The organism is Cyanobacteria bacterium QS_8_64_29, assembly GCA_003022125.1.
Classification (GTDB): domain Bacteria; phylum Cyanobacteriota; class Cyanobacteriia; order Cyanobacteriales; family Rubidibacteraceae; genus QS-8-64-29.
This window is the reverse complement of sequence record PXQH01000031.1, coordinates 1-21861: the sequence shown is the minus strand read 5'-3', so window position 1 is coordinate 21861 and position 21861 is coordinate 1. Positions and strand designations below refer to the sequence as shown.

Below are 21861 nucleotides of genomic sequence, written 5' to 3'. Positions count from 1 at the left end.
ATATGGGAGTCATGTTCTTTGATAAGCGTGCATCCGCTGCTCAAATTGGTATTACACCTTTAGCACCACCACCAAAATACAATAACTGGTCTTCGTGAAATTCGAGGACCAGTTCAGAACTTATCCATAAAGGCTCGTCGGTCAATGCTTAGCCAACTCCCGAAGAGCCTCTCCGTACTTACCGCAGCACTCGCGGTAAGCACGCCAAGCCTTTTTACGGTCAACCGTTTTAAAGGACATTTGGGTTTCCGCCCCAGTTTCACCTTGGGCGGAATTTGTGTCTTTTTGGATCTGCGTTTGGCGTTGAGCAGGCTGGTCCGCGGCTCCGGTTTCTTGTGGTCTCATATGCAGCGCCTTGCCAGCAATTAGAGGCGTACTAAAGCAGGAAAGCCCTAACAGTTACTCGCTAGTAGCGGCCTTGACTGTTACTTATACCAATTTGAGCAGCAGATGCACGCTTGCCAAACAGCATGATTCCCATATTGAGAGAGTTTAGAAGGTCGCAATCTAGTGCACAAGCCACGAGAATTGGTATTAGAAGTTAACACAGCGCGCGCTGTGGGCCGATACGCGAAGAACGGCGCTAGCGATCGCAAGTGCCGCTTGCCTCCATCGCAATTCCAATCGGCGCAGCCCTACCCAATGGCGCTCAGGTCTAGCTCAAAGCCTGGCAATACATCCTCGCCCGAGAGCGTTTGGGGCGCTTCGCGGATCGTGGCCTGCTGCTCTGGCCGGTAAATCTCCACGCGCTGGCTCTCGGACTCAATTAGCCAACCCAACCGCGTCCCGTTGTCAATATATTCCTGCATCTTCGCCTGCAGGTCTGCATAGCGCTGGACCGCCAAGTCGCTGGGGCTGGCCAACTCAATGACAAAGTCCGGCGCTAGCGGCAAAAAGCCCCTCCATTGCTGGGGTGTCAGCGCCTCCCGGCGGCTCCGCTCGACCCAGGCCACATCCGGCGATCGCCGCGCGCCGTTGGGTAGCACAAACAGGGTTGAGGAGTCGTAAGCGTAGCCCAACCGCGTTCGCCGGTTCCAAATCCCCAAATCGAGATAAAGCTCAAAGTTGTACTCGCCGGCCATGCCGCCAGTTGGGGGCATAACGAGCAGTTCCCCTTGGGCCGTTAGCTCCAGCCGCACTGTCTCATTGGCCAGCGCTAGGCGATCGAACTGCTCGGGGGTGAGCTGGAAGCGCTCCGGAACTTCAATAGCAGGCATGGCAGCGCCTTGCGATCGGTCTCGATGCGATCCAGCTTAGCCGCAGCCGCGTTTCCGGCCGCGCTAGGATTGCGCTAGCCCCTGCAAGCGCTGCTTGCCGCCATGCGCCAAACCCAAGACCTTGCCCAGCTCTACCAAACGGACTACCTCCACTGGCTGGATGAGACAGTTGAGCGGTTGCGTTCCGGCCAGTTCGAGGGCCTGGACTGGCCCAACCTGATCGAGGAACTGGAGGCCATGGGCCGCAATGAACGCAATGCCCTCAAAAGCAACCAACGGGTCCTGCTAACGCACTTGCTGAAATGGTGCTACTAACCCGAGCGGCGGACGGAAGGCTGGTCGCGTACTATCAACGAGCACCGCGATCGGCTGTTGGATGCCATCGAGCAAAGTGCCAGCCTCAAAGCCGAGTACGAGCAAGCCTGGGCCAAAAGCTACGAAAGCAGTGCCCGTTCGATCCCTGGCGAATCCTGGACCCGGACTGGTGGCCCAGCGACGGTTGATGGCGCGATCAAGGGAGCCTGGCGCTACCAGACGGCGCTCAGATCCAGCTCAAAGCCTGGCAGCACGTCCTCGCCCGAGAGCGTTTGGGGCGCTTCAAGGATGGTAGCTTGCTGCCCCGGTCGGTAAATTTCCACGCGCTGGGTCTCGGGCTCGAGCAGCCAACCCAACCGCGTTCCATTATCGATGTATTCCTGCATTTTGGCCTGCAAGTCCGCGTAGCGCTGGACCGCCAGGTCACTGGGGCTGGCGAGTTCGATAACAAAGTCGGGCGCTAAGGGCGCAAAGCCTGCTTGTTCCTCGGCCGTTAGGGCCTGCCAGCGGCTTAGCGCCACCCAGGACACGTCAGGCGATCGCCGTGCCCCATTAGGCAGGGCAAACACGCCATTGGAATCGAAGGCAACGCCAAGCCGGGTCCGGCGGTTCCAATTCCCCAGATCCAGATAAAGCTCGAAGTTGCGCTGGCTGGACGTTCCGCCCGTTGGGGGCATGACCAGCAGTTCCCCTTGGGCCGTTAGCTCCAGCCGCACTGTCTCATTGGCCAGCGCCAGGTGATCGAACTGCTCGGGGGTGAGCTGGAAGCGCTCCGGAACTTCAATAGCAGGCATGGCAGCGCCTTAGGCATGACCTCGGTGCGATCCAGCTTAGCCGCAGCCGCGTTTCCGGCCGCGCTAGGATTGCGCTATCCCTTGCGAGCGCTGCTTGCCGCCATGCGCCCAACCCAAGACCTCGCCCAGCTCTACCAAACGGACTACCTCCGCTGGCTGGACGAGACGATCGTCCGTTTGTGCGACGGGGCATACGATGCCCTCGATTGCGCCAATCTGATTGAAGAACTGGCCGATATGGGCCGTAGCGAAAAGCGGGCACTGGAGAGCAATTTGCGCGTGGTGTTGCAACACCTACTCAAGTGGCACTGCCAACCCGAGCAGCGTACGGGAAGCTGGCGGGCGACCATCCGAGAGCACCGCCGGCGGATTCGCCGTCAGCTCACTGATAGTCCCAGCCTCCGGCTTCACCTACAAGCCCAATTTGAGGACGAATACGCCATTGCGCGCCAGCTGGCTGCTGACGAAACCGAGCTACCGCTGGAACGATTCCCCGCCTCACCGCCGTTTGCACCGGAGCAGGCAATCGATGAGAACTTCTGGCCCAGTGCCGCCGCGCCCAATGGGACCTAGCGCGACCAAATGGCGCTCAGATCCAGCTCAAAGCCCGGCAGGATGTCCTCGCCTGAGAGCGTTTGGGGCGCTTCAAGGATGCTGGCTTGCTGTCCCGGCCGGTAAATCTCCACGCGTTGGGTCTCGGGCTCAATTAGCCAACCCAACTGTGTCCCATTGTCAATATATTCCTGCATTTTGGTCTGCAAGTCCGCGTAACGCTGGATCGCCAAGTCGCTGGGGCTAGCTAGCTCAACAACCAAGTCAGGGACTAGCGGGGGGATGCCTTGGCGCTGTTTTTGGGTTAGGGCAGCGATCCGCTGGTTGCTAATCCAGGCCGCATCCGGCGATCGCCGCGCGCCGTTGGGCAGGGCAAACAGGGTCGAGGAGTCAACTACCCGGCCGGTGCCATCGCGATCAGCCCATGTCGCGAGTTGAGCCGTAATGCGCGCATTGCGCCCGCCTGTCTCAAAGCCGGTAGGCGGCATGACTAGCAACTCTCCAGTGGCCGTTAGCTCCAGCCGCACTGTCTCATTGGCTGGCGCCAGCCGGTCGAACTGCTCCGGGGTGAGCTGGAAGCGCTCCGGGATTTCAATAGCGGGCATGGCGGCGCCTCGGGCATTACCTCGGTGCGATCCAGCTTAGCCGCGATCGCGCTACCCTAACAGGAGCACATTGGAGTTCAGCCATGTTGCGTCTTTCTGCCGAGTTGATTGCAGAACCAGAAGGCGGGTATGCGGTTTACTGTCCGGAACTGGATATTTACACCCAGGGTGAGAGTGAGTCGGAAGGCTTAGCCAACCTGCGCGAGGCTGCCGAGCTCCATCTGGCAGAACTCGGTAGTGCAGTAGAGTTGCTTCAGGTACTCCACCGCGAGATTGAAGTTTCACCCAGTGGCTAAGCTGCCGCAAATAACTGGAGCGGAGCTAGTGTGTGCGCTGCGAAAAGCCGGGTTTGAGGTGGTCCGCCAGCGGGGTAGCCACGTCCAACTTCGCCGCGAGGAAGCTGATGGGACCGTCACGACTTTCCCAGTCCCCGTCCATTCGGGCAAGTCTCTTAAGAAGGGAACGTTGAGCGGCAGCGATACAAATCTCCAAAAGTCCCTCGAAAAGGAAAATTTAGGCGTTTAAGTATGGGTGCACTCTCCGTTCACGAATCAGGTAGTTTTGCTATAGAAGAATTGCGCTAGCGCCACTTGGCTCCATGCGCGATTCCCAAGACCTCGCTCGGTGCAGTCCTACCAAGCGGCACTCAGATCCAGCTCAAAACCCGGCAGCACATCCTCCCCGGACAGGGTCTTGGGATCCTCAAGGACGGTCGCTTCCTGGCCGGGACAGTAGATCTCGACCCGCCGGACCTCGGGCTCAATCAGCCAGCCCAGGCGCGTCCCATTGTCGATGTACTCCTGCACCTTGGCTTGAAGGTCCGCGTAGCGCTGAACTTCCAGGTCGCTAGGGCTGGCTAGCTCAATAACAAAGTCGGGGACCACCGGGGGGATGCCTTGACGCTGCGCTTTGGTCAGGGCGGCGATTCGCTGGTTGCTGACCCAGGCCGCATCCGGCGATCGCCGGGCCCCGTTGGGCAGAGCAAATAGGGTCGATGAGTCAACCACCCGTCCCGTGCTATTGCGATTGGCCCACAGTCGCAGTTGAGCATTGATCTCGGAGTTGCGATCGCCAGTCTCAAAGCCGGTGGGCGGCATCACCAGCAGTTCCCCTTTGGCCGTAAGCTCCAGCCGCACTGTCTCATTGGTCAGCGCTAGGCGTTCGAATTGCTCGGGGGTGAGCTGGAAGCGCTCCGGGACTTCAATGGCGGGCATGGCGGCGCTCGGGCATTATCTTGGTGCGATCTAGCCTAGCCGCGATCGCCCGAGAGGAACCCAATCATAGTATTTATGGAGCTAAGCGGATTCGAACCGCTGACCTCCTCAATGCCATTGAGGCGCTCTACCGCTGAGCTATAGCCCCGCACTTGTCACGCCCGTTATCCTGCCGCGGATGGCAGCCTGCGTCAAGGGCCTCAAGCCCCCAAAGCCGGCGACTGGGACAGATAGCTCATGCAATCGCTCATGATGAAATACACCAGCAGCAACGCCGAGGCCGACAGGGCAACCAGCATCCCTGCCAGCATGAGCGAGAACTCGCGATGGGTAATGGCTTCGCGCATCAAATGCAGCGACCAAGCGACGAGCGCAGCGTCGAAAATTAGAATGGCCACTAGCATCGTTTACGAAGCGTAATATTTGTGGTTTCATTCTAATACAAACCCGGGACGTGCCGGGCTAGACCAGGCGGACGGGAATTTGGCGCTGGGCTAGGTGCTGCTTGATTTGGGCCACCGTGAGCTGGCCGTAGTGCAGGAGCGAGGCCAGCAGGGCTGCTTGAGCGCCGCCTTCGGTCAGGGCATCACCAATGTGACCGAGCTGGCCGGCCCCACCTGAGGCAATAACCGGAATCTCGACCCGCTCGGCAATGGCACGCGTGAGGGCTAGATCGTAGCCGGCCTGGGTACCATCGGCATCCATGCTGGTGACCAGCAGCTCGCCCGCCCCGCGTTGCTCGAGCTCCTGCGCCCAGGCAAGGGCATCGAGGCCGGCGTTCTGGCGGCCGCCGCGCACGTACACATCCCAGCCGTCCGCCGCTGGCCGCTGCCGCGCATCGATCGCAATGGCAATACACTGCCGGCCGAAGCGGGCGCTGGCGCGATCGACCAAGCTGGGATCGCGTACGGCAGCCGAGTTGATGCTGACCTTATCGGCCCCCGCTCTTAACAATTCTTTAATCTGCTCTAAGCTCGCGATCCCGCCCCCCACGGTCAGCGGAATAAAGGTCTGCTCGGCGGCGCGATAGACCACCGCCACCAAGGTGCCGCGCCCCTGGTGGGTGGCGGTAATGTCTAGAAACACCAGCTCATCGGCCCCGGCGGTATCGTAAGCCCGCGCCAGCTCCACCGGGTCGCCGGCATCGCGCAGCCCGCCAAAGTTGACGCCCTTGACCACGCGGCCGGCATCCACATCCAGGCAGGGCACGATTCGCTTGGCGAGCATGGCGGACTGTTTACAATAAGAGGCCAATGGCGGCCGTTGAGGCAGCGCGAGCGCGCTATGGCAATCAAACGCTCTGGGCCTTCCGCATCGCACTCCCGGGAAGCGGCATCCCAGCAAGGCGAGGCGCCGCAGCGCTCTGCCGCTGCCGATGGCTTGCTGCAGAGCTCGGCCGGCGCTGAGGCGGCGAGCGACGATCGCGTCCGCCCCCACCGCCTGGCTGATTATATCGGACAGCAGGAGTTGAAATCGGTCCTCTCCATTGCCCTGCAAGCCGCCCGCGCGCGCCAGGAAGCGCTGGATCACCTGCTGCTGTACGGCCCGCCCGGGCTGGGCAAAACCACCATCGCCACCATCCTGGCTGCCGAGATGGGCGTCACCTGCAAGATTGCCACGGCGCCGGCCCTGGAGCGCCCGCGCGATATTACCGGCATCCTGGTCAACCTCAACCCGGGCGACATCCTGTTTGTGGACGAGATCCATCGCCTCAACCACATCACGGAAGAGCTGCTCTACCCAGCGATGGAAGAGGCGCGGATCGAGCTCACCATCGGCAAGGGGCAGAGCGCGCACACGCGCCACCTCTCGCTGGCCCCGTTCACCCTGGTCGGGGCGACGACGCGGGTGGGGGCGCTCACCTCACCGCTGCGCGATCGCTTTGGGCTAGTGCAGCGGCTGCGCTTCTACACCCCAGCCGAGCTGAGCCAAATCGTGCAGCGCTCGGCCCAGATCCGCGAGATTGCCATTACTGAGGCCGGGGCGCACGAAATCGCGCGCCGCGCTCGCGGCACGCCCCGCATTGCCAACCGGCTGCTGCGGCGCGTCCGGGACTATGCCCAAGTGCAGTCGCAGCCCGCCATCGATGCCGAGCTGGCGGCGGCAGCCCTGGCGCAATTCGATATCGACTCGCAGGGGTTGGATGGCACGGATCGCTGGCTGCTGACCGTGCTCGAGCGGCAGTTCGGCGGCGGCCCGGCCGGTCTGGATGCCCTGGCGGCTGCCATGGGCGAAGACGCCAAAACGCTAGCCGAGGTGACCGAGCCCTACCTGCTGCAAATCGGCTACCTGCAGCGGACGGCGCGCGGGCGGGTTGCTACCGATGCCGCGCGCGCTCACTTAGCCGAAGGTTGAGCGCAAGCGGGCGCGCGTCGGTTACACTGGAGGGCCGTCGATCGCCCGAGGTTCCTAGTGGAGGCACAAGCCGCCCCGTCCGAACAAGCCCATCCCGAGCAGGCAACGCCGCAGGAGGCAGCCGCCCAACCCCAAATTGAGGGGCAGCGCTTTGTCCTGAAAGTCGTGTGGCTGGATGCCAACATTGCCGTCGCCGTGGATCGCGTCGTGGGTAAAGGCACCAGCCCGCTCACGGCCTACTTTTTCTGGCCGCGCGAGGACGCGTGGGAGCAGCTCAAGGCCGAGCTGGAGGCCAAGCCCTGGATCGACGAGACCGATCGCGTCAATCTGCTCAACCGTGCCACTGAAGTCATCAACTACTGGCAGTCGCAGTCCCAGGACAAGCGCGCCACCCTGGACGAAGCGCAGGCCCAGTTCCCGGATGTCGTTTTTGGCGGCAGCAGCTAGCTAAGAATCGGGCGAGGCAGCCTCGCCCGGCAATTGGGAGGTGGAGTGGGTAGCTACTCGACCTGGCCGGTGGCCGCCTGCAAGCGCGCCCGGGCGCGCTTGCAGACTTGATTGGCCTGGATCTGCGCTTGCCGGTCGTCGCTGCCTTGGAGTTGCTCCAGTTGCGCCTGGGCTTGTTGCAGGGCGTTGCGCGCGGCGTCTGCATCGATGGCTTCGCCGCGCTCGGCGTTGTTGACCAGCACGGTGACTTCGTCGTTTTCCACCTCGACAAAGCCCCCCTCCAGCGCGATCACGTACCAATCTCGATCCGGCCGCAGCCGCATGACGCCGATATCGAGGGCGCTCAGCAGCGGGGCGTGGCTGCCCAGAATGCCGAGCTGGCCGGTGGTGCTGGGCAGGACGACCTCTTCGGCCGAGTCGTCCCAGACCGTGCTATCGGGCGCGATTACGCGGACCGTTAGCGTCATAGTTGGCAACCTCAATCGCGGTGGGCAGCAAAGCAGGGCTTAGGGGCTAGGGAAGCCCCCGAGCCCCAAGCGAGCTAAGCGGCTAGCTCTCGCTTTGCAGCTGCTCGGCTTTGGCAATGGCATCGTCAATGCCGCCGACCAGATAGAACGCCTGCTCGGGCAGATCGTCCAACTCGCCCGAGAGGATGCGCTTGAACCCTTTGATGTTGTCCTCGAGCGTGACGTATTGGCCGGCTAGGCCGGTAAAGATCTCCGCCACAAAGAACGGTTGCGACAGGAAGCGCTCGATCTTGCGCGCCCGATCCACCGTTTGCTTGTCTTCTTCGGAGAGCTCTTCCATGCCCAAAATGGCGATGATGTCCTGGAGCTCTTTGTAGCGCTGTAGGGTTGCCTGGACGGCCCGCGCGGTGTCGTAGTGCTCTTGCCCGACGACATTGGGTTGCAACATGGTCGAGCTGGACTCCAGCGGATCGACCGCCGGATAAATGCCTTTGGAGGCGAGCGCGCGCGAGAGCACGGTGGTGGCATCCAGGTGCGCGAAGGCGTTGGCCGGCGCCGGGTCGGTGAGGTCGTCGGCCGGGACGTAAATGGCCTGGATGGAGGTGATCGAGCCTTCCTTAGTGGAGGTGATGCGCTCTTGCAGCTCTCCCATCTCAGTGCCCAGGGTGGGTTGGTAGCCCACGGCCGAGGGCATCCGGCCCAGCAGCGCCGAGACCTCCATGCCGGCTTGGACGAAGCGGAACAGGTTGTCGATGAACAGCAGCACATCCTGCTTGCTGACATCGCGGAAGTATTCGGCCATGGTCAGGGCAGACAGCCCCACGCGCATGCGCGCCCCCGGCGGCTCGTTCATTTGGCCGTAGACCAGCGCCACCTTCGACTCGGCCAGGTTGTCCGCGTTGATGACGTTGGAGTCGATCATCTCAGCGTAGAGGTCGTTGCCTTCGCGCGTGCGCTCGCCCACGCCGCCGAAGACCGAGACCCCGCCGTAGGCCTTGGCCACGTTGTTGATGAGCTCTTGAATGATGACAGTTTTGCCCACACCGGCGCCGCCGAACAGGCCGGTCTTGCCGCCGCGCCGGTAGGGGGCCAGCAGATCGATGACCTTAATGCCGGTCTCGAAGATGGTGGGTTGGGTTTCGAGGTCGGTCATTGCCGGCGCCGAGCGGTGGATGGGATAGGTCTCCTCCGCCGACACCTTGCCCCGGTTGTCGATGGGCTGGCCCAGCACGTTGAACATGCGCCCCAGGGTGCTTTTGCCCACCGGGACGCTAATGGGGGCGCCCGAATCGGCGACCTCCATCCCGCGCACCAAGCCGTCGGTGCTGCTCATGGCGACGGCGCGCACCTGGCTGTCGCCGAGCTGTTGCTGCACCTCGCAGGTAATCGAGATGTTGTCGCCAACTTGGTTTTTGCCCTCGATGCGCAGGGAGTTGTAGATGCGCGGCAGCTCGCCGCTGGGAAATTCGACGTCAACGACAGGGCCGATAATCTGAACGACCCGGCCGACGCCCGTCTTTTGTTGGGTACTGACCATGCTTAGCTCGATTGGGGTTCGCTAGTGCCATCGCGCCGGCGATCGCAATCGCAGCGGCGCTCGATCCGCGTGCGCTTAGGATACCACTCCGCCGTCACCCATTTGCATTCTTTAACAAAGGCCTGTGCACGCGCGCGCATCGCGTCTACGCTCAATGTTAAACCCTGCCGCTCGGGCGGCGCCGCCCACCCGAGTTCCTTACCGTACGAGCTCACCGTATGCGTACTTTCGCCCCCTTACTGCGCTCGCTATTGCTAACGGCCCTGCTGAGCTTCATGGCACCGGCTTTGACCCTGGCCGGGATTGGCGGCGTACTGTGGCTGGCCGAGCGCGTGGGGATCGGGCAAGAAACGGCGCAAACGGGGTTGGCGCAGCTGCAGTCCTTTTTGGCCATTTTTGGCGGCGGTCGCCCCTGGCAGGGGGGAGTGGCAATCGCCGGTGCCTGCGCCCTGGTGAGCGTGCTGTTCGATACGGTGACCTTCTACCGGGCGCAGCGCCTGTCGGGGCAATCCGGTCCCCACGACCCGGTCTCGCCCCGGTCCTAGCGGCGGCTAGCCGGCAAAGCCCAACGCCACGATGGCAATGCCGCCGGCGATCGCCAGGATGGTGAGCACCAAGCCGGCATTGGGGCTGCCGCGCCAGGAATAGTTGTTGTTGTCGTCTGCCATAGCGGCTCCGGTCGAGCGGTCTGCCTCCGATCCTGCCACGATCCCGGCTGAGGGAGCCGCTCGCGCGCCATGGCGTTTCCGGCGTTTTTCCCCAGTGCCGTCCGGCAGTTGCAGGATCCGGCGGCGATTGCCCTAGCCCGCAGCGCGCAGCGGGCAGCCGTTCCAACGCCGCTCCATCCCCAGCCCCTGCCGACAGCATTTGCCCGTTGGGGCGAGGGCAGCGGCAGCGAGCCGCCGCTGCTGCTGCTGCACGGCTTCGATAGCTCGCTGCTGGAGTTCTACCGCCTCATGCCCGAGCTGGCTCCGCTCGGCGAGCGGTGGGCGCTGGATCTGGTGGGGTTTGGCTTTACCGCGCGCTGGCCCCAGCTCCCCTACGGCCCGGCCGCGCTCAAGGCCCACCTCCACGCCTTTTGGCAAGCCCGCATCGGGCAGCCGGTGGTGGCGGTTGGGGTCTCAATGGGCGGGGCAGCGGCCCTCGACTGGGCCCTGAGCTATCCCCACGCGGTGCGTGCGGTTGTGGCGCTCGACAGCGTGGGGTACTCGGGCAACTTTGCCATTGGGCCGTGGCTGCTTCCGCCGCTGGATGGGCTGGCAGTTGCCTTCTGGCGCCAGCGCAAGCTGCAGGCCCAGTTCTGGGCCGAGCGCACGGGCGTTTTGGATCCGGCGGCGCTGGAGGTGCTGCGCTGCTTTAGCTTGCCGCTGGCCATGCCGGGGTGGCACGAGGCCCTGCGTCGCTTTACCCGCAGCGGCGGCTATACCCACCTGGCCCCGCATATCCCGCAGCTGTCGCAGCCTGCCCTGATCGTCTGGGGGGAGCAGGATCGGACCCTGGGCGATGCCGAGCGGTTCCACCGGGCGATCGCCCGCGCCCAGCTGGCGCGCATTCCGGGCGCCGGCCACGCGCCGCATCTGGATCGCCCCCAAGCCGTCGCCCGCGCCATCCAGGCGTTTGCGCGATCGCTGGCAGCGGCTAGTTCAACCAGCCCTTGAGCCGGCGTGCCACCTGGGGGCGGCGCAGCTTGCGCATGGCCTTGCTCTGGATCTGGCGGACGCGCTCGCGCGAGAGATCGAACATGGCGCCTACCTCCTCGAGCGTGTAGGGCTGAGCGGCATTGAGGCCATAGCGCAGCGAGATGACATCTTTTTCGCGCTCGGATAGGACCTCGCCCAGGATCCCGCGCAGCTCCTGGTTCATCATCGCTTCGCTCATCTGCTCCTCGGGCAGCTGCAGGTCGCTGTCTTCAAGCAGTTCCACTAGCTCGGTGTCTTCCCCTTTGCCGACGCGGTGGTTGAGCGAGAGCGACTGCCGCCGCAGTTGCAATAGCTGGCGCAGTTGGGGCAGCGAGACATCCAGCTCCTGCGCCATTTCTGCCTCGGTGGGGTTGCGCTGCAGCTTTTGCTTGAGGCTGCGCTGGGCGCGCTTGAGCTTATTGAGTTTCTCAACGATGTGAATGGGCAGGCGGATGGTGCGGGCATCGTTGGCAATGGTGCGCGTGATGGCTTGGCGGATCCACCAGTAGGCGTAGGTGGAGAACTTGTAGCCCTTGTTGGGATCGAATTTTTCCGCTGCCCGGTTGAGCCCGATGGCGCCTTCCTGGATCAAATCCAGAAAGGGAACGCCCCGATTGAGGTAGCGCTTGGCAATGGAGACCACCAGGCGCAGGTTGGAGCGAATCATGCGGCGCTTGGCGAGCTTACCCTGATAGAGCTGCTGCTGCAGATCCGCTTCGCTGAGCGATAGGGCCTGGGCAATTTCGGCTTGGCTGGGCGGACGCTGCAGCTGCGCTTGCAGCTGCTCCCGCTGCTGCTCGATTTGAACGAGGAACTTGACCTGGCGCGCGAGCTCGACTTCTTCCTCGGGACCCAGCAGCGGGTGGCGAGCCATTTCTTTAAAAAATGACCCCACTGTATCGTCGGCTTCGGTTTTGCTATCGGCCGGCGTTTGTGACGCGGACGGGTCGCTATCGTGGGAGGCTGAAAAGTCGGGATCGGTAACTTTTAAATCGGCTTCCTCGGCTGCCGTTTCGGCGGCTTGAAATAGGTCGTTGGAAGGGGAAGCCGTCAGCGTATCGTTGGGATAGAGATCCGTGAGGTTCATAAAGGCTTCGGGGGTCGTAAATGGCGTTTTATCGGGTGCTTAACAAAAGCGAGCGAGGCGCTCGCGATGCGGCGCTTAAGCCGCTCTAAAGCAACAGGTGCTCCCACTTGGGTCGCTAGGCTGGCCCGGACCAATGCAGGTTACAGCCAGATTTTGATTAAGCGTAGCAGACGGTTTTCCCCAACCGGGGAGCGCGTTAACAAATCCAAAACTCGCCCTGGGCGATCACAGGCAGTCCCAACCGCGACTCAATGGCTGGCATTAAGTATAAAAACCCAGACCGACCCAGGGATCGCAATTGTCCGCCATCGGATCCGGTTGCGCTGCTGCAGCCGGTCGCAACGCGCTCGCTAAAATGCAGCGGGCGAGCGCGAGCGCGCGTGCCATGGCTGAAGCCAGCACGGCAGCCTGCGCCGGCGAGCCGGGGTGGGTGGATGTATTGGTGGACAGTCCGGGCGCGCAGGGGCTGTACACCTACGCCCGTCCGGCGGTACTGCCGGCCGAGCCGGGCGATATTGTCAGCGTGCCCTTCGGCGCACAGACCGTAGGCGGCATTGTAGTGCGCCTGCGCCAGGCGCCCCCGCCCGAGCTAGCGCCCGAGCAAATCCGCCCGCTGGCGGAGGTGGTCACGGCTGCCTTCTTTCCAGCCGGGTACTGGCAGCTGCTCGAGCGTACGGCTGCCTACTATCACGTGGCGCTCATCCAGGCCATTCGGGTGGCGCTGCCGCCAGGGCTATTGGGGCGATCGCGACGCCGCGTCCGCCTGCGTCCGCAAGCGCTGCCGCCCGAGGCGGAAGCGAATTGCCCGCCGCCGGCCCGGGCCGTCCTAGCGCAGCTGCGCTCGCAGTCTAGCGGGGATTACAGTGCCGCGTACTTGCAGCGCCGCGTGGCGGGCGCGCAGCGCGGCATCCGCGAGCTGCGCGATCGCGGCTGGGTGGAGACGTATTTGGAGCCGCCGCGAGCCTCGCGCCCCCAACGCCAAAAGGCCGTGACGTTCGTGGCCGAAGCCTCCGATCTGACTCCGCGGCAGCAGGAGGTGCTGGCCGCGCTGCGGCGCCGTGGGGGCGAGCTGTGGCACAGCCAGCTTTTGCAGGTTTGCCAAACGGCGACCCATACCATCGCGGCCCTCGAGCGCCGCGGGTGCGTGACAGTGCAGCAGCGCGAGGTGTTGCGCGTGCCCCAGCAGCCCGCCGTTACCGCTGATGCCCCCCAAACCTTGACAGAGGCGCAAGCGTGTGCCGTGGCCGCCATCGAGCGGCAGGCTGGGAGCGCACAGCTGCTGCTGCACGGCATCACGGGCTCGGGCAAAACCGAGGTCTACCTGCAAGCCATTGCCCCGCAGCTGGCGCGCGGGCATTCGGCGCTGGTGCTGGTGCCCGAGATTGGGCTGACGCCGCAGCTCACCGATCGCTTTCGCGCCCGCTTCGGCGAGCGCATTCGGGTCTATCACAGCGCGCTATCGGCCGGCGAGCGCTACGATGCCTGGCGGCAGATGCTGAGTGGCGAGCCGCAGGTGGCCATCGGCACGCGCTCGGCGGTGTTTGCCCCGCTGCCGCGCCTGGGACTGATCGTGCTGGATGAAGAGCACGATGCCAGCTTCAAGCAGGATTGCGCCGCCCCCACCTACCACGCCCGCACCGTGGCGCAGTGGCGGGCGGAGCTGGCCGGCTGCCCGCTGGTGCTGGGCTCGGCCACGCCGTCGTTGGAGAGCTGGCTGGCCGCCAGCGAGGGGGCGGCCCCCACCGATACCGGCACCCTGCCGGCGGGCTACCTCTCGCTGCCAGCGCGCATTGGCGCCCGAGCGCTCCCCGACATTGCGGTGGCCGACATGCGCCGCGAGTTCCAACGCGGCAACCGTTCCATTTTCAGCCACCCCCTGCACCAGGCGCTGGCCCAACTCCGATCCAGCGGGCAGCAGGGCATTCTGTTCGTGCCGCGCCGCGGCCACAGTACCTTTGTCTGCTGCCGCAGTTGCGGCCACGTCATCGAGTGCCCGCACTGCGACATCTCGCTGGCCTACCACGGCCGCGCTGGCGGGGGGCACCAGCGGCTGCGCTGCCATTACTGCAACCACCAGCAGCCTTACCCGCGCACCTGCCCCGGCTGCGGCTCGCCCTACCTAAAGCACTTTGGCAGCGGCACCCAGCGCGTCATGGATGCCCTCGCCGAGCAATTCCCGCAGCTGCGGGCGCTGCGCTACGACCGCGACACCACGCGCGCCAAAGGGGCCCAGCGCGCGCTGCTGTCCCAGTTCGCCCACGGCGAGGCGGACCTGCTGGTGGGCACGCAGATGCTGGCCAAGGGGTTGGATGTCCCCAACGTCACCCTGGTAGGGGTGGTCTCGGCGGATGGGTTGCTGCACCGCTCGGACTACCGCGCTGGCGAGCGGGCCTTTCAAACCCTGACCCAGGTCGCCGGGCGCGCCGGGTCGCGACTACGCCCACTTCGCCCGCCAGACGCTGGCGCAGCGAGCCGCTTACAGCTACCCGCCCTGCGAGCGGGCCATCCTGCTGCAGTTGGCTGGCCCCGATGCGAGCCAGCTGCAGCAAACGGCCCAGGCCGTAGCCCGGCAGTGCCGCGAGCTCGCCACTGTCGCGGGCTACGAGGTCCTGGGCCCCGCGCCAGCGGGCGTCATGCGCGTCGCCGGGCGCTACCGCTGGCAGATCCTGATCAAGCAGCCGCGCGAGGGCAGCGGCGAGCTGCCGGATTTGTATGCCCTGCACGCGTTGTGCCCGCGCTCGGTGGGCTTAACGATTGACGTTGACCCGCTCGATATGGACTGATTGCGGCAGTCGCTTGCGAGCGAGGGCCATGGCAACCCCCCAATGCGCGATCGGTTTGATGAGCGGCACGGCCATGGACGGCATTGATGCCGCCTGCGTCGAGATTGCTGGTGAGCAACCGGATGGGCTGGAGCTGCGGCTGCTGGCTGGCGAGCGCTACCCCTATCCGCCCGAGCTGCGATCGCGGCTGGCCGCCGCCTGCGAAGGCAGCCCCCTCTCGCTGGCGGAGTGGGCCCGGCTGGATGATGCCGTGGCGCACCAGTTTGCGCGCGGCGCCCAGCACTTGCAGCGCCACTGCCCCGCCGCCGCGCTCATCGGCTCCCACGGCCAAACGGCGTTCCACCGGCCGCCGGTCCCGGGCGAGGCCGGACTGGGCTACAGCCTGCAGCTGGGGCGCGGGGCCGCGATCGCTCACCAGACGGGGCTGCCCACGGTCAGCAACTTTCGCGCCGCCGACATCGCGGCCGGCGGCCACGGCGCGCCGCTGGTGCCCAAGGTCGATGCCTGCCTGTTGGGCCACCCCCACCGCGATCGCTGCATTCAAAACATCGGCGGCATCAGCAACGTCACTTACCTGCCGGCGCAGCGCCAACCGGATTGGGCCAACCGCGTCCTGGGCTGGGACGCGGGACCGGGCAACGCCTTGCTGGACCTAGCGGTCCAGCAGTTGAGTGCGGGGGAGCAATCCTACGATCGCGACGGCCAGTGGGCGGCCCAGGGAACCCCCTGCCAGCCGCTAGTGCGGCAGTGGCTGCAGCAGGCCTTCTTTCGGCAGCCGCCGCCCAAATCCACCGGCCGCGAGCTGTTTGGCGAGCGCTACCTGCAGCAGTGCTGGCAGCAGGCGCAGGCGCATTCGTTGAGACCGGCCGACTGGCTGGCCACGCTGACCGAGTTCACCGCTGCCGCCATTGCCGACAGCTACCGCCGCTTCCTGCCGCAGCTGCCCGATGAAGTGCTGTTGTGCGGCGGCGGCCGGCACAATACCTACCTCCGGACGCGCTTGCAGGCGCTGCTGACCCCAGTCCAGGTGCTGACCACCGACTGGGCCGGCTTGGACGGGGACTTCAAAGAAGCGATCACCTTTGCGGTGCTGGCGGACTGGCGCCATCGCTGGGCCTATCCGGGAAACCTGCCGCCGGTGACGGGCGCGCAGTACCCCGTTCTGCTGGGCGAGTGCCACCCGCCTGCCTCGGCCGGCGCTTAAGCGTGCCTGGGGAAGGTCAGTACCGGGTACCAGCTGCGGCGCAACAGCTCGTTGGCCACGCTGGGCACGGTCAGATCGCGCAAGGTGATCTGAGCGTCGGTGCTAATGGCGATCGCGCTGATATCGAACGCCGAGGCGGCTTCGACGATCTGGACGAACGGGCTACCGCGCCGCACTTGCGTCTCCACTTGCAGATCCAGCGCCTCCAGCTCTGCTTTGACCGATTGCAGCGTCTTTTGGGCGTCCTGCACGCGCGAGTCGGCCAGCGCCTCGCGCCGGCCGCCATCCTCAACCACCCAACACAGTACGCAGCGCTGCAACCAATGCGAGTTCTGGGCAGCGTTGCGCACGTAGTTTGCAATTTGTTCGATGCTGTGGCGGGCAGCCTGGCTGTGGTTGTAGGGGATCAGCAGCGAGTGCCATAGGTTGCGGCAGCGCAGGGCCAGCTCCTCGCGCATGTAGGTGGAGATGAGCTGGGGCCGCAGCAGCGTGATGGGCGTTTTTGTGGAGCGCACCAAGCCCATGCTGGTGCTGCCGATGAGCTTCTCTTGCAGCAAGCTGCGAATGGGCGTGCCGGTCAGCACGACGTCAATGTCGTATTGCTCCAGCGCCCGCAGGATGGTCTCGACCGGCCGCCCCGAGGGGACCTCCACTTGGACGTCAACGCCGGCCGGCAGATTTTGGGTAGCCTCATCTAGGCGTTCTTTGGTCCGCGCGACGCGGGCTTCATCGACGCGCGGCACGCCCCCTTCTTCCCAAAGCGGCACGCTGGATAAAAACACGATCTGCTCCAAGCCGCCGGCGGCCAGCTCCGGCACGAAGTTGACCAGCCGGTGCAGGCCATCGGAGAAATCGGTGCAGATCAGGCAACGCTGAAACATGGCTCGGGCCACCTTAACTCCTGCGGGTGGCGCATCTGGGTAGGCGACTACCCAGCTTGTCCCCATCTTAGAGGCTAGTGCCCGCCGCCTTGGACGAACATGCCGTACAGCGACAGCACGATTTCGATAAAAATCAAAATGACGATGTACCACTCCACGCGCTGGCTGCTGCTGTGCTGCATGAACTCCAGCACCGTCACCGCCGTTTTGGAGATCAGCTCCAGCTTGCGCTCGAGCGCTAGGTGCCGCTCGCGGATCTCGTACTCGTCTTCCAGGCGCGAGTAGAAATACTCCAGCTCCGGTGCTTCCCACAGCAGCTCGGGCTTATCGACGATCTCGACCCGGCCTACCGTTTTGTACTGCACCCAAAACGAGCTGCCCACTTGCCGCAGCAGCTCTTTGCCTTTTTCGCCGTGGCGCTGCTTTTGCTGCAGGCTGAGCGCGAACGGCTCGATGCGATCGAAGACATCGGCCACGCTGGTTTCGTAGTGCGCCAGCACCACGGTTTTGGCCAAAATATCGGCCAGCAGCTGCAGGCGCGACACGCTAAAGGCCTGCAGCCAAACGATGCCGTCTTTGGCACGCTCGCTTTGCTGGGGGCTGAGCCGGATTTCGACTTCTTCGGTCTCGGGGGCCTCAAAGCGCTCGGTCACCAGCGGCGAGAGCTTTTGTAAAAAGCTGGTTTGCTCCGCCTCGCTCAGGCCGAACAAAACGGCCGCGCCGTAGGGGAACAAGATGGCGCACCCGCTATCCTCAACGCCGATTGCCAGCGGCAGGGAGGCCAAGCACTCGCTGCTGTTCTGGATGGTTTGCAGATCGATGGCCTCGCCCAAAAACAGGGCTTGGGCCTCGATTGCCTCTCGCTGGGCAAACAGCGTTTTTTCCATGGTCTGGGGCGCTTGCAACGATGCGGCCGCAATCGCCACTCACATCCTAACCGCCTGCTGCCCTGGGACAGTCTGTCTTTTGACTGCCGCTGGCAGCGCCGACTAGGATTGCGAGCGTTTCGCTTCATCGGCCGCCAGCTGGAGTCGCCATGCAAGCCCGCGCATCCAAACGGCAGCTCGTTTCGGTTGGGGTGGGCGCGCACGGCATCATTGCCATTGGCGTGGGGGCACACGGCGTTATTGCCATTGGGGTCTCGGCGCACGGCATTGTGGCCATTGCCGTCATCCCCATGGGGGTCATCTCGGTGGGTGGGGTGTCGATGGGCATCCTCACCGCCGGGGCCGTCTCCATGGGAATGGTTACAGTCTCGCCTATGGGGATGGGCATGCGAACGATCCCGCGTGATGAGGGAGCAAGCGGCGGGCAGGCCCTGGTACCGCCTGCGGGGGCTGCCGCGGCGGTTGCCCCTGCCTCCGCGGTGGCGCCCGGCCAGGCGCTGGGGATGGCCCTGCCGCTACTGGGCGCGCTGGGCGCTCGGTTGTTAGGCCGTTGGCTGCGCCGTCCGCCAGGTTTCCGCCAATGACGCCCCTTCCCGAGCACCGCCCGCAAAAGCTGACCCTGGGACCGCTTGAGGCCGAGATCCTGGAGATTCTCTGGGATCTGGAGGTCGCGACCATCAAAGCCATTCACGCCCGCATCCTGGCCGATCCGGATCGCGAGCTGGAGTACGCTTCCGTGGCCACGGTGCTGCGCCGCCTGGCCCGCAAGCGCTGGGTGCGCTCGGACAAAGCGGACGGGGTTTGCTACTGGCAACCGCTAGTCTCGCGCGAGCAAGCCCGCGCGCTGCAGGCCTACGAGCGGCTCAACCGCTTTCTGGCGGTCAGCAACCCGGATGTGGTCGCCTCGTTTGCCGATAGTCTGGACGCAGCCAGCTTGGCGCAAATTGAGGCGATCGCGGCGCGCGTGGAGGCCGTTCGCCGCCAGCAGGATGAGGAGCACCCCTGATGCATCTGCTCATGCTGGTTGTGGCGCTGGGCGGGGCCCTGCTGTTGCGCTGGCAGCGGCCGAGCCAGGCGGGGTCCCTGCGCCAGCGCTGGCAGCGATCGCTGGTGGCCTTGGGGCTGCCGCCGCTGCTGCTTTTGGCAACGGCGGGCGCGATCGCCGGAATGGGGCCGCAAGGCCGGATGTTGGGGGTGCAGGTGGGCTGGCTCAGCTACGGCCTGGCCTGGGGAACGCTCGGCGTTGCCGCGCTCAGTTGGGGGGTTCAGACCTATCGGGGATGGCGCACCTGGCAGCAAGCGCGCGCGCATCCGGTGGTTGAGCTGGAAGGCAGCCCGGCGCGCCTGGTACCCGAGCGCTTGCCCTACAGCGCTCGGATCGGGTTTTGGCAGCCCGAGTTGGTGGTGACGCGCGGGCTGCTGGAAGCGCTCGATGGCGCGCACCTACAGGCCGTGTTGGCCCACGAGCGGGCCCACTATGAGTGCCGCGACCCATTTTGGTTCTTTTGGCTGGGCTGGTTGCGAGCCTGGACGGCTTGGCTGCCGGGCACGCGCGCCCTGTGGCAGGAGCTGCTGCTGCTGCGCGAGCTGCGCGCCGACGCGCGCGCGGCCCGCGAGTGCGACCCGCTGCTGCTGGCCGAGTCCCTGGTTGCCATGGCGCGCCACGCCGCCCGCACGCCGCTCGATGGGCAGCCTGCCCTCCACGGCAGCGGCGAGCCGCACCACTTGCAGGCACGCGTGGAGGCGCTGCTGAGCCCACAGCCGCTTGAGGCGCAACAGCGCGATACCGGCGGTGCTTGGCCGTGGATGCTGCTGGCGTTGCTGCCGCTGGGGACGGTGCCGCTGCACGGCTAGCCGCTACCCTGACCGGCGGGGCACTTGCGGCTAGCAACCATGGCCGATCCGAGCTACTACAGCGGGTTCTATCCGCTGCACCTGGCGCTTTTGGTGGTGGGCGACAATCCCAGTCCGGTTGCCTGGTGGACGCCCATCTCCAAAGAGCCGTTTCGGTTTTTGATCGCCGTTGATCGCCGCAACTACTCGCTGGCGCTGCTGCGGGAGTTGGGCGAGGCCGCCCTGCACCTGTTCCCGTGGCAGGCGCGGCATGCGGTGGTCCGGGCCGGCTATCGCTCGGGGCGGAACGCGGATAAAGTCAGCGCCTTGGGCTTGGAGCTGGCGCCTGCCGTCGCGCTGCAACAGACCCAGATCGCAACCGGCGCCACGACCGCTTTTGAGCTGGCGGTGGTGCAGGAGCTGGCCAGCGATGGCGACCATGCGCCCTTTATTTTTGACGTCCGGCACGTCCACCGCGGCAAGCGGCGCCCGGCCCGCGACACCCCCATTCTGTTCCTGGGCTGGCGCGACTTTGCTACGCTAGGCAAACGGTGGCGGTTCTGGCCGTCGCGCTAGGCGCTGCGATCGCTTCGAGCTATGGCCGAGCAAGAAGCCTCAACCGGCGTTCGGGTTCTGATGACCGTGCCGCAGAAGCAGGAGTGGCATTGCGCGGGCGGCCGTCGCGTTAAGGACATCCTGCAAGAGCTGCAGATGAACCCAGAAGCCACCATCGCCATCGCCAACGGCACGCTGCTGACCCCCGATGAGGTCGTGCCCGAGGGGACCGAGCTCGAGATCCGGTCGGCCGTTTCGGGAGGGTGCAACCATGAAATGCACCAAGTGTAAGGGCAAAGCCGCCATCGAGCTGCGACGCCACAACAGCGCCTTCTGCGCCCAGCACTTCACCGAGTACTTTCACAATCAGGTGCGGCGGGCGATCAACAAGTTCCGCATGGTCGATCCCACCGAGCGCATCCTAGTGGCCATCTCCGGCGGCAAGGACAGCTTGGTGCTGTGGGACGTGCTGCTGCAGTTTGGCTATCGCGCCGACGGGCTCTACATTGATTTGGGCATTGGCGGCTACTCCCAAACCTCGGGCGAGAAAGTGCAAAAATTTGCCCGCGAGCGCAACGCGACGCTGCGCCACCTCTCGCTAGCCGAGACCTACGGCTTTGATGTCCCGGATGCAGCCCAGAATACGCGCCGCCCGGCCTGCTCGGCCTGCGGGCTGAGCAAGCGCTACCTCTTCAACCGCGAAGCCCTCAACGGCGGCTACGATGCCGTTGCCACCGGCCACAACCTCGATGACGAAGCTGCCACGCTGCTGGGCAACGTCCTGCGCTGGAACACCGATGCCCTAGCGCGGCAGACGCCCATTCTGGAGGGCAACCCGCAGGGGTTTGTTCGCAAGATCAAGCCGCTGGTACGCCTGACCGAAAAAGAGACCGCCGCCTACGCGGTGCTCAACGGCATCGACTACATCGTCGAGGAGTGCCCCAATGCGGTGGGGACGCGCTCTCACCTCTACAAAGAGATGCTCAACCACCTAGAGCGCGAGTCCCCCGGAACCAAGCATCAGTTCCTGTTTGAGTTTCTCAAGCGCGCCCGCGAGCCCTTCGAGCAAGCCGACGCGGTCGAGCTCAACGCCTGCCAGTCGTGCGGGCAGCCCACGCCGGGCGAGATCTGCGCCTTCTGCCGCCTGACCGAGCAGGTACTGGCCCGCGCCTAGCCCTGGCCGGCCGGTAGCTGGGCCAACAGTGCCGCCACGCGCTCCCGGATGTCGTCGCGCGCCTGCCGGTAGGCCTCCAGCGGCTGCCCGGCCGGATCGGCAACCGCCCAGTCCTGGAAAATAGGGCGCAGCAGCCACGCTTGGGGCAGGTTGACCCCGCAGCCGCACAGCGAGACAGCCGCGTCGTAGGCCTCGGGCTGGAACTCGCTCAGGGCCTGCGATCGCTGCTGGCTGATGTCGATGCCCGCCTCGGCCATGACCGCGATCGCGCCCGG

General features: G+C 64.9%; 25 protein-coding genes, 1 tRNA gene and 3 pseudogenes. 16 read left to right on the top strand and 13 right to left on the bottom strand.

Going from position 1 to position 21861, the window contains the following annotated elements; all coding sequences use genetic code 11:
- Window positions 1-635 precede the first annotated feature (635 nt).
- Complete coding sequence (locus BRC58_05650) at window positions 636-1217, bottom strand: Uma2 family endonuclease (protein ID PSP17674.1); 582 nt, start codon at window positions 1215-1217, stop codon at window positions 636-638.
- 102 nt (window positions 1218-1319) lie between these two features.
- Here BRC58_05650 and BRC58_05645 point away from each other — a divergent pair.
- Window positions 1320-1720: pseudogene (locus tag BRC58_05645) on the top strand (DUF29 domain-containing protein).
- Window positions 1721-1744: 24 nt separating this feature from the next.
- Here BRC58_05645 and BRC58_05640 read toward each other — a convergent pair.
- Entirely contained in the window at window positions 1745-2326 is a 582-nt protein-coding gene (locus BRC58_05640; protein PSP17673.1) for a Uma2 family endonuclease, read from the bottom strand.
- Window positions 2327-2428: 102 nt separating this feature from the next.
- Here BRC58_05640 and BRC58_05635 point away from each other — a divergent pair, with 102 nt between their 5' ends.
- Window positions 2429-2899, top strand: coding sequence for a DUF29 domain-containing protein (locus BRC58_05635; protein PSP17681.1), 471 nt, complete (start codon window positions 2429-2431; stop codon window positions 2897-2899).
- Here BRC58_05635 and BRC58_05630 read toward each other — a convergent pair.
- Window positions 2896-3483: a Uma2 family endonuclease gene (locus tag BRC58_05630; GenBank protein ID PSP17672.1), complete on the bottom strand. Its 588-nt coding sequence runs from the start codon at window positions 3481-3483 to the stop codon at window positions 2896-2898. The two genes, BRC58_05635 and BRC58_05630, sit on opposite strands and share 4 nt — an antisense overlap.
- A gap of 83 nt (window positions 3484-3566) precedes the next feature.
- On the opposite strand from BRC58_05630, the pseudogene BRC58_05625 reads away from it, so the two are divergent.
- Both BRC58_05625 and BRC58_05620 read left to right on the top strand, forming a co-directional pair.
- Window positions 3567-3713 (top strand): annotated as a pseudogene (locus BRC58_05625) (HicB family protein).
- A gap of 58 nt (window positions 3714-3771) precedes the next feature.
- Window positions 3772-4008: a hypothetical protein gene (locus BRC58_05620; GenBank protein PSP17671.1), complete on the top strand. Its 237-nt coding sequence runs from the start codon at window positions 3772-3774 to the stop codon at window positions 4006-4008.
- 107 nt (window positions 4009-4115) lie between these two features.
- Here the strand turns inward: BRC58_05620 and BRC58_05615 are convergent, their stop codons facing one another.
- The 4 genes from BRC58_05615 to BRC58_05600 form a co-directional block, all read right to left on the bottom strand.
- On the bottom strand, window positions 4116-4697 hold the full coding sequence (locus BRC58_05615) for a Uma2 family endonuclease (protein PSP17670.1): 582 nt from the start codon (window positions 4695-4697) through the stop codon (window positions 4116-4118).
- A gap of 76 nt (window positions 4698-4773) precedes the next feature.
- A tRNA-Ala gene (locus BRC58_05610) sits at window positions 4774-4845 on the bottom strand.
- A gap of 52 nt (window positions 4846-4897) precedes the next feature.
- The gene (locus tag BRC58_05605; protein PSP17669.1) at window positions 4898-5101 is read right to left on the bottom strand and encodes a hypothetical protein; all 204 of its coding nucleotides are present in this window, start codon (window positions 5099-5101) and stop codon (window positions 4898-4900) included.
- A gap of 58 nt (window positions 5102-5159) precedes the next feature.
- Window positions 5160-5924 carry an imidazole glycerol phosphate synthase subunit HisF gene (locus BRC58_05600; GenBank protein ID PSP17668.1) on the bottom strand — a complete coding sequence of 255 codons (765 nt, stop codon included), beginning with the start codon at window positions 5922-5924 and terminating at the stop codon, window positions 5160-5162.
- Between the two features lie 57 nt (window positions 5925-5981).
- Here BRC58_05600 and BRC58_05595 point away from each other — a divergent pair, with 57 nt between their 5' ends.
- On the top strand, window positions 5982-7052 hold the full coding sequence (locus tag BRC58_05595; protein ID PSP17667.1) for a Holliday junction branch migration DNA helicase RuvB: 1071 nt from the start codon (window positions 5982-5984) through the stop codon (window positions 7050-7052).
- A 135-nt stretch (window positions 7053-7187) separates the two neighbouring features.
- On the top strand, window positions 7188-7499 hold the full coding sequence (locus BRC58_05590; protein PSP17680.1) for a 30S ribosomal protein Ycf65: 312 nt from the start codon (window positions 7188-7190) through the stop codon (window positions 7497-7499).
- Between the two features lie 53 nt (window positions 7500-7552).
- Here BRC58_05590 and BRC58_05585 read toward each other — a convergent pair whose 3' ends face one another.
- Window positions 7553-7966 carry a F0F1 ATP synthase subunit epsilon gene (locus BRC58_05585; protein ID PSP17666.1) on the bottom strand — a complete coding sequence of 138 codons (414 nt, stop codon included), beginning with the start codon at window positions 7964-7966 and terminating at the stop codon, window positions 7553-7555.
- A gap of 82 nt (window positions 7967-8048) precedes the next feature.
- Window positions 8049-9503: a F0F1 ATP synthase subunit beta gene (gene atpD, locus BRC58_05580; protein PSP17665.1), complete on the bottom strand. Its 1455-nt coding sequence runs from the start codon at window positions 9501-9503 to the stop codon at window positions 8049-8051.
- 251 nt (window positions 9504-9754) lie between these two features.
- On the opposite strand from atpD, the gene BRC58_05575 reads away from it, so the two are divergent.
- Both BRC58_05575 and BRC58_05570 read left to right on the top strand, forming a co-directional pair.
- Window positions 9755-10048, top strand: a complete 294-nt coding sequence (locus tag BRC58_05575) for a hypothetical protein (protein ID PSP17664.1) — start codon at window positions 9755-9757, stop codon at window positions 10046-10048.
- Between the two features lie 192 nt (window positions 10049-10240).
- On the top strand, window positions 10241-11161 hold the full coding sequence (locus tag BRC58_05570) for a 2-hydroxy-6-oxohepta-2,4-dienoate hydrolase (protein PSP17663.1): 921 nt from the start codon (window positions 10241-10243) through the stop codon (window positions 11159-11161).
- On the opposite strand, the gene BRC58_05565 is transcribed toward BRC58_05570, so the two are convergent.
- Complete coding sequence (locus tag BRC58_05565) at window positions 11142-12269, bottom strand: RNA polymerase sigma factor, RpoD/SigA family (protein PSP17662.1); 1128 nt, start codon at window positions 12267-12269, stop codon at window positions 11142-11144. The genes BRC58_05570 and BRC58_05565 overlap by 20 nt on opposite strands.
- 355 nt (window positions 12270-12624) lie before the next feature.
- Between BRC58_05565 and BRC58_05560 the strand changes: the two are divergent.
- Window positions 12625-15052, top strand: a pseudogene (locus BRC58_05560) (primosomal protein N').
- A 28-nt stretch (window positions 15053-15080) separates the two neighbouring features.
- Window positions 15081-16256: an anhydro-N-acetylmuramic acid kinase gene (locus BRC58_05555; GenBank protein ID PSP17661.1), complete on the top strand. Its 1176-nt coding sequence runs from the start codon at window positions 15081-15083 to the stop codon at window positions 16254-16256.
- Here the strand turns inward: BRC58_05555 and BRC58_05550 are convergent.
- The gene (locus tag BRC58_05550) at window positions 16253-17137 is read right to left on the bottom strand and encodes a universal stress protein UspA-like protein (protein ID PSP17660.1); all 885 of its coding nucleotides are present in this window, start codon (window positions 17135-17137) and stop codon (window positions 16253-16255) included. The two genes, BRC58_05555 and BRC58_05550, sit on opposite strands and share 4 nt — an antisense overlap.
- A gap of 74 nt (window positions 17138-17211) precedes the next feature.
- Window positions 17212-18024 (bottom strand): hypothetical protein, encoded by an 813-nt coding sequence (locus BRC58_05545; GenBank protein PSP17679.1) that lies wholly within the window; start codon window positions 18022-18024, stop codon window positions 17212-17214.
- 149 nt (window positions 18025-18173) lie between these two features.
- On the opposite strand from BRC58_05545, the gene BRC58_05540 reads away from it, so the two are divergent.
- Genes BRC58_05540 through BRC58_05515 form a run of 6 tightly spaced genes read left to right on the top strand, consistent with a single transcriptional unit; the run spans window position 18174 to window position 21586 of the window.
- Window positions 18174-18608: a hypothetical protein gene (locus BRC58_05540; protein ID PSP17659.1), complete on the top strand. Its 435-nt coding sequence runs from the start codon at window positions 18174-18176 to the stop codon at window positions 18606-18608.
- Window positions 18605-19030: a CopY family transcriptional regulator gene (locus BRC58_05535; protein PSP17658.1), complete on the top strand. Its 426-nt coding sequence runs from the start codon at window positions 18605-18607 to the stop codon at window positions 19028-19030. Before BRC58_05540 ends, BRC58_05535 begins: the two co-directional genes overlap by 4 nt.
- Window positions 19030-19878 (top strand): hypothetical protein, encoded by an 849-nt coding sequence (locus tag BRC58_05530; GenBank protein PSP17657.1) that lies wholly within the window; start codon window positions 19030-19032, stop codon window positions 19876-19878. The genes BRC58_05535 and BRC58_05530 overlap by 1 nt, the downstream gene beginning before the upstream one ends.
- Before the next feature lie 39 nt (window positions 19879-19917).
- Window positions 19918-20433: a flavin reductase gene (locus BRC58_05525; GenBank protein ID PSP17656.1), complete on the top strand. Its 516-nt coding sequence runs from the start codon at window positions 19918-19920 to the stop codon at window positions 20431-20433.
- Window positions 20434-20454: 21 nt separating this feature from the next.
- On the top strand, window positions 20455-20703 hold the full coding sequence (locus tag BRC58_05520) for a thiamine biosynthesis protein ThiS (GenBank protein PSP17655.1): 249 nt from the start codon (window positions 20455-20457) through the stop codon (window positions 20701-20703).
- Complete coding sequence (locus BRC58_05515; protein PSP17654.1) at window positions 20684-21586, top strand: TIGR00269 family protein; 903 nt, start codon at window positions 20684-20686, stop codon at window positions 21584-21586. The genes BRC58_05520 and BRC58_05515 overlap by 20 nt, the downstream gene beginning before the upstream one ends.
- Here BRC58_05515 and BRC58_05510 read toward each other — a convergent pair.
- Window positions 21583-21861 (bottom strand): ArsC family transcriptional regulator (locus BRC58_05510; GenBank protein PSP17653.1); only part of this gene is annotated, 279 nt, incomplete at its 5' end. The two genes, BRC58_05515 and BRC58_05510, sit on opposite strands and share 4 nt — an antisense overlap.

What these genes read in the sequence shown, in the direction of transcription:
- BRC58_05650 (PSP17674.1), bottom strand. Translation starts at nt 1,217, where the DNA reads ATGCCTGCTATTGAAGTTCCGGAGCGCTTCCAGCTCACCCCCGAGCAG.
- BRC58_05640 (PSP17673.1), bottom strand. Translation starts at nt 2,326, where the DNA reads ATGCCTGCTATTGAAGTTCCGGAGCGCTTCCAGCTCACCCCCGAGCAG.
- BRC58_05635 (PSP17681.1), top strand. Translation starts at nt 2,429, where the DNA reads ATGCGCCCAACCCAAGACCTCGCCCAGCTCTACCAAACGGACTACCTC.
- BRC58_05630 (PSP17672.1), bottom strand. Translation starts at nt 3,483, where the DNA reads ATGCCCGCTATTGAAATCCCGGAGCGCTTCCAGCTCACCCCGGAGCAG.
- BRC58_05615 (PSP17670.1), bottom strand. Translation starts at nt 4,697, where the DNA reads ATGCCCGCCATTGAAGTCCCGGAGCGCTTCCAGCTCACCCCCGAGCAA.
- BRC58_05605 (PSP17669.1), bottom strand. Translation starts at nt 5,101, where the DNA reads ATGCTAGTGGCCATTCTAATTTTCGACGCTGCGCTCGTCGCTTGGTCG.
- BRC58_05600 (PSP17668.1), bottom strand. Translation starts at nt 5,924, where the DNA reads ATGCTCGCCAAGCGAATCGTGCCCTGCCTGGATGTGGATGCCGGCCGC.
- BRC58_05595 (PSP17667.1), top strand. Translation starts at nt 5,982, where the DNA reads ATGGCAATCAAACGCTCTGGGCCTTCCGCATCGCACTCCCGGGAAGCG.
- BRC58_05585 (PSP17666.1), bottom strand. Translation starts at nt 7,966, where the DNA reads ATGACGCTAACGGTCCGCGTAATCGCGCCCGATAGCACGGTCTGGGAC.
- atpD (PSP17665.1), bottom strand. Translation starts at nt 9,503, where the DNA reads ATGGTCAGTACCCAACAAAAGACGGGCGTCGGCCGGGTCGTTCAGATT.
- BRC58_05570 (PSP17663.1), top strand. Translation starts at nt 10,241, where the DNA reads ATGGCGTTTCCGGCGTTTTTCCCCAGTGCCGTCCGGCAGTTGCAGGAT.
- BRC58_05565 (PSP17662.1), bottom strand. Translation starts at nt 12,269, where the DNA reads ATGAACCTCACGGATCTCTATCCCAACGATACGCTGACGGCTTCCCCT.
- BRC58_05555 (PSP17661.1), top strand. Translation starts at nt 15,081, where the DNA reads ATGGCAACCCCCCAATGCGCGATCGGTTTGATGAGCGGCACGGCCATG.
- BRC58_05550 (PSP17660.1), bottom strand. Translation starts at nt 17,137, where the DNA reads ATGTTTCAGCGTTGCCTGATCTGCACCGATTTCTCCGATGGCCTGCAC.
- BRC58_05545 (PSP17679.1), bottom strand. Translation starts at nt 18,024, where the DNA reads ATGGAAAAAACGCTGTTTGCCCAGCGAGAGGCAATCGAGGCCCAAGCC.
- BRC58_05540 (PSP17659.1), top strand. Translation starts at nt 18,174, where the DNA reads ATGCAAGCCCGCGCATCCAAACGGCAGCTCGTTTCGGTTGGGGTGGGC.
- BRC58_05535 (PSP17658.1), top strand. Translation starts at nt 18,605, where the DNA reads ATGACGCCCCTTCCCGAGCACCGCCCGCAAAAGCTGACCCTGGGACCG.
- BRC58_05530 (PSP17657.1), top strand. Translation starts at nt 19,030, where the DNA reads ATGCATCTGCTCATGCTGGTTGTGGCGCTGGGCGGGGCCCTGCTGTTG.
- BRC58_05525 (PSP17656.1), top strand. Translation starts at nt 19,918, where the DNA reads ATGGCCGATCCGAGCTACTACAGCGGGTTCTATCCGCTGCACCTGGCG.
- BRC58_05520 (PSP17655.1), top strand. Translation starts at nt 20,455, where the DNA reads ATGGCCGAGCAAGAAGCCTCAACCGGCGTTCGGGTTCTGATGACCGTG.
- BRC58_05515 (PSP17654.1), top strand. Translation starts at nt 20,684, where the DNA reads ATGAAATGCACCAAGTGTAAGGGCAAAGCCGCCATCGAGCTGCGACGC.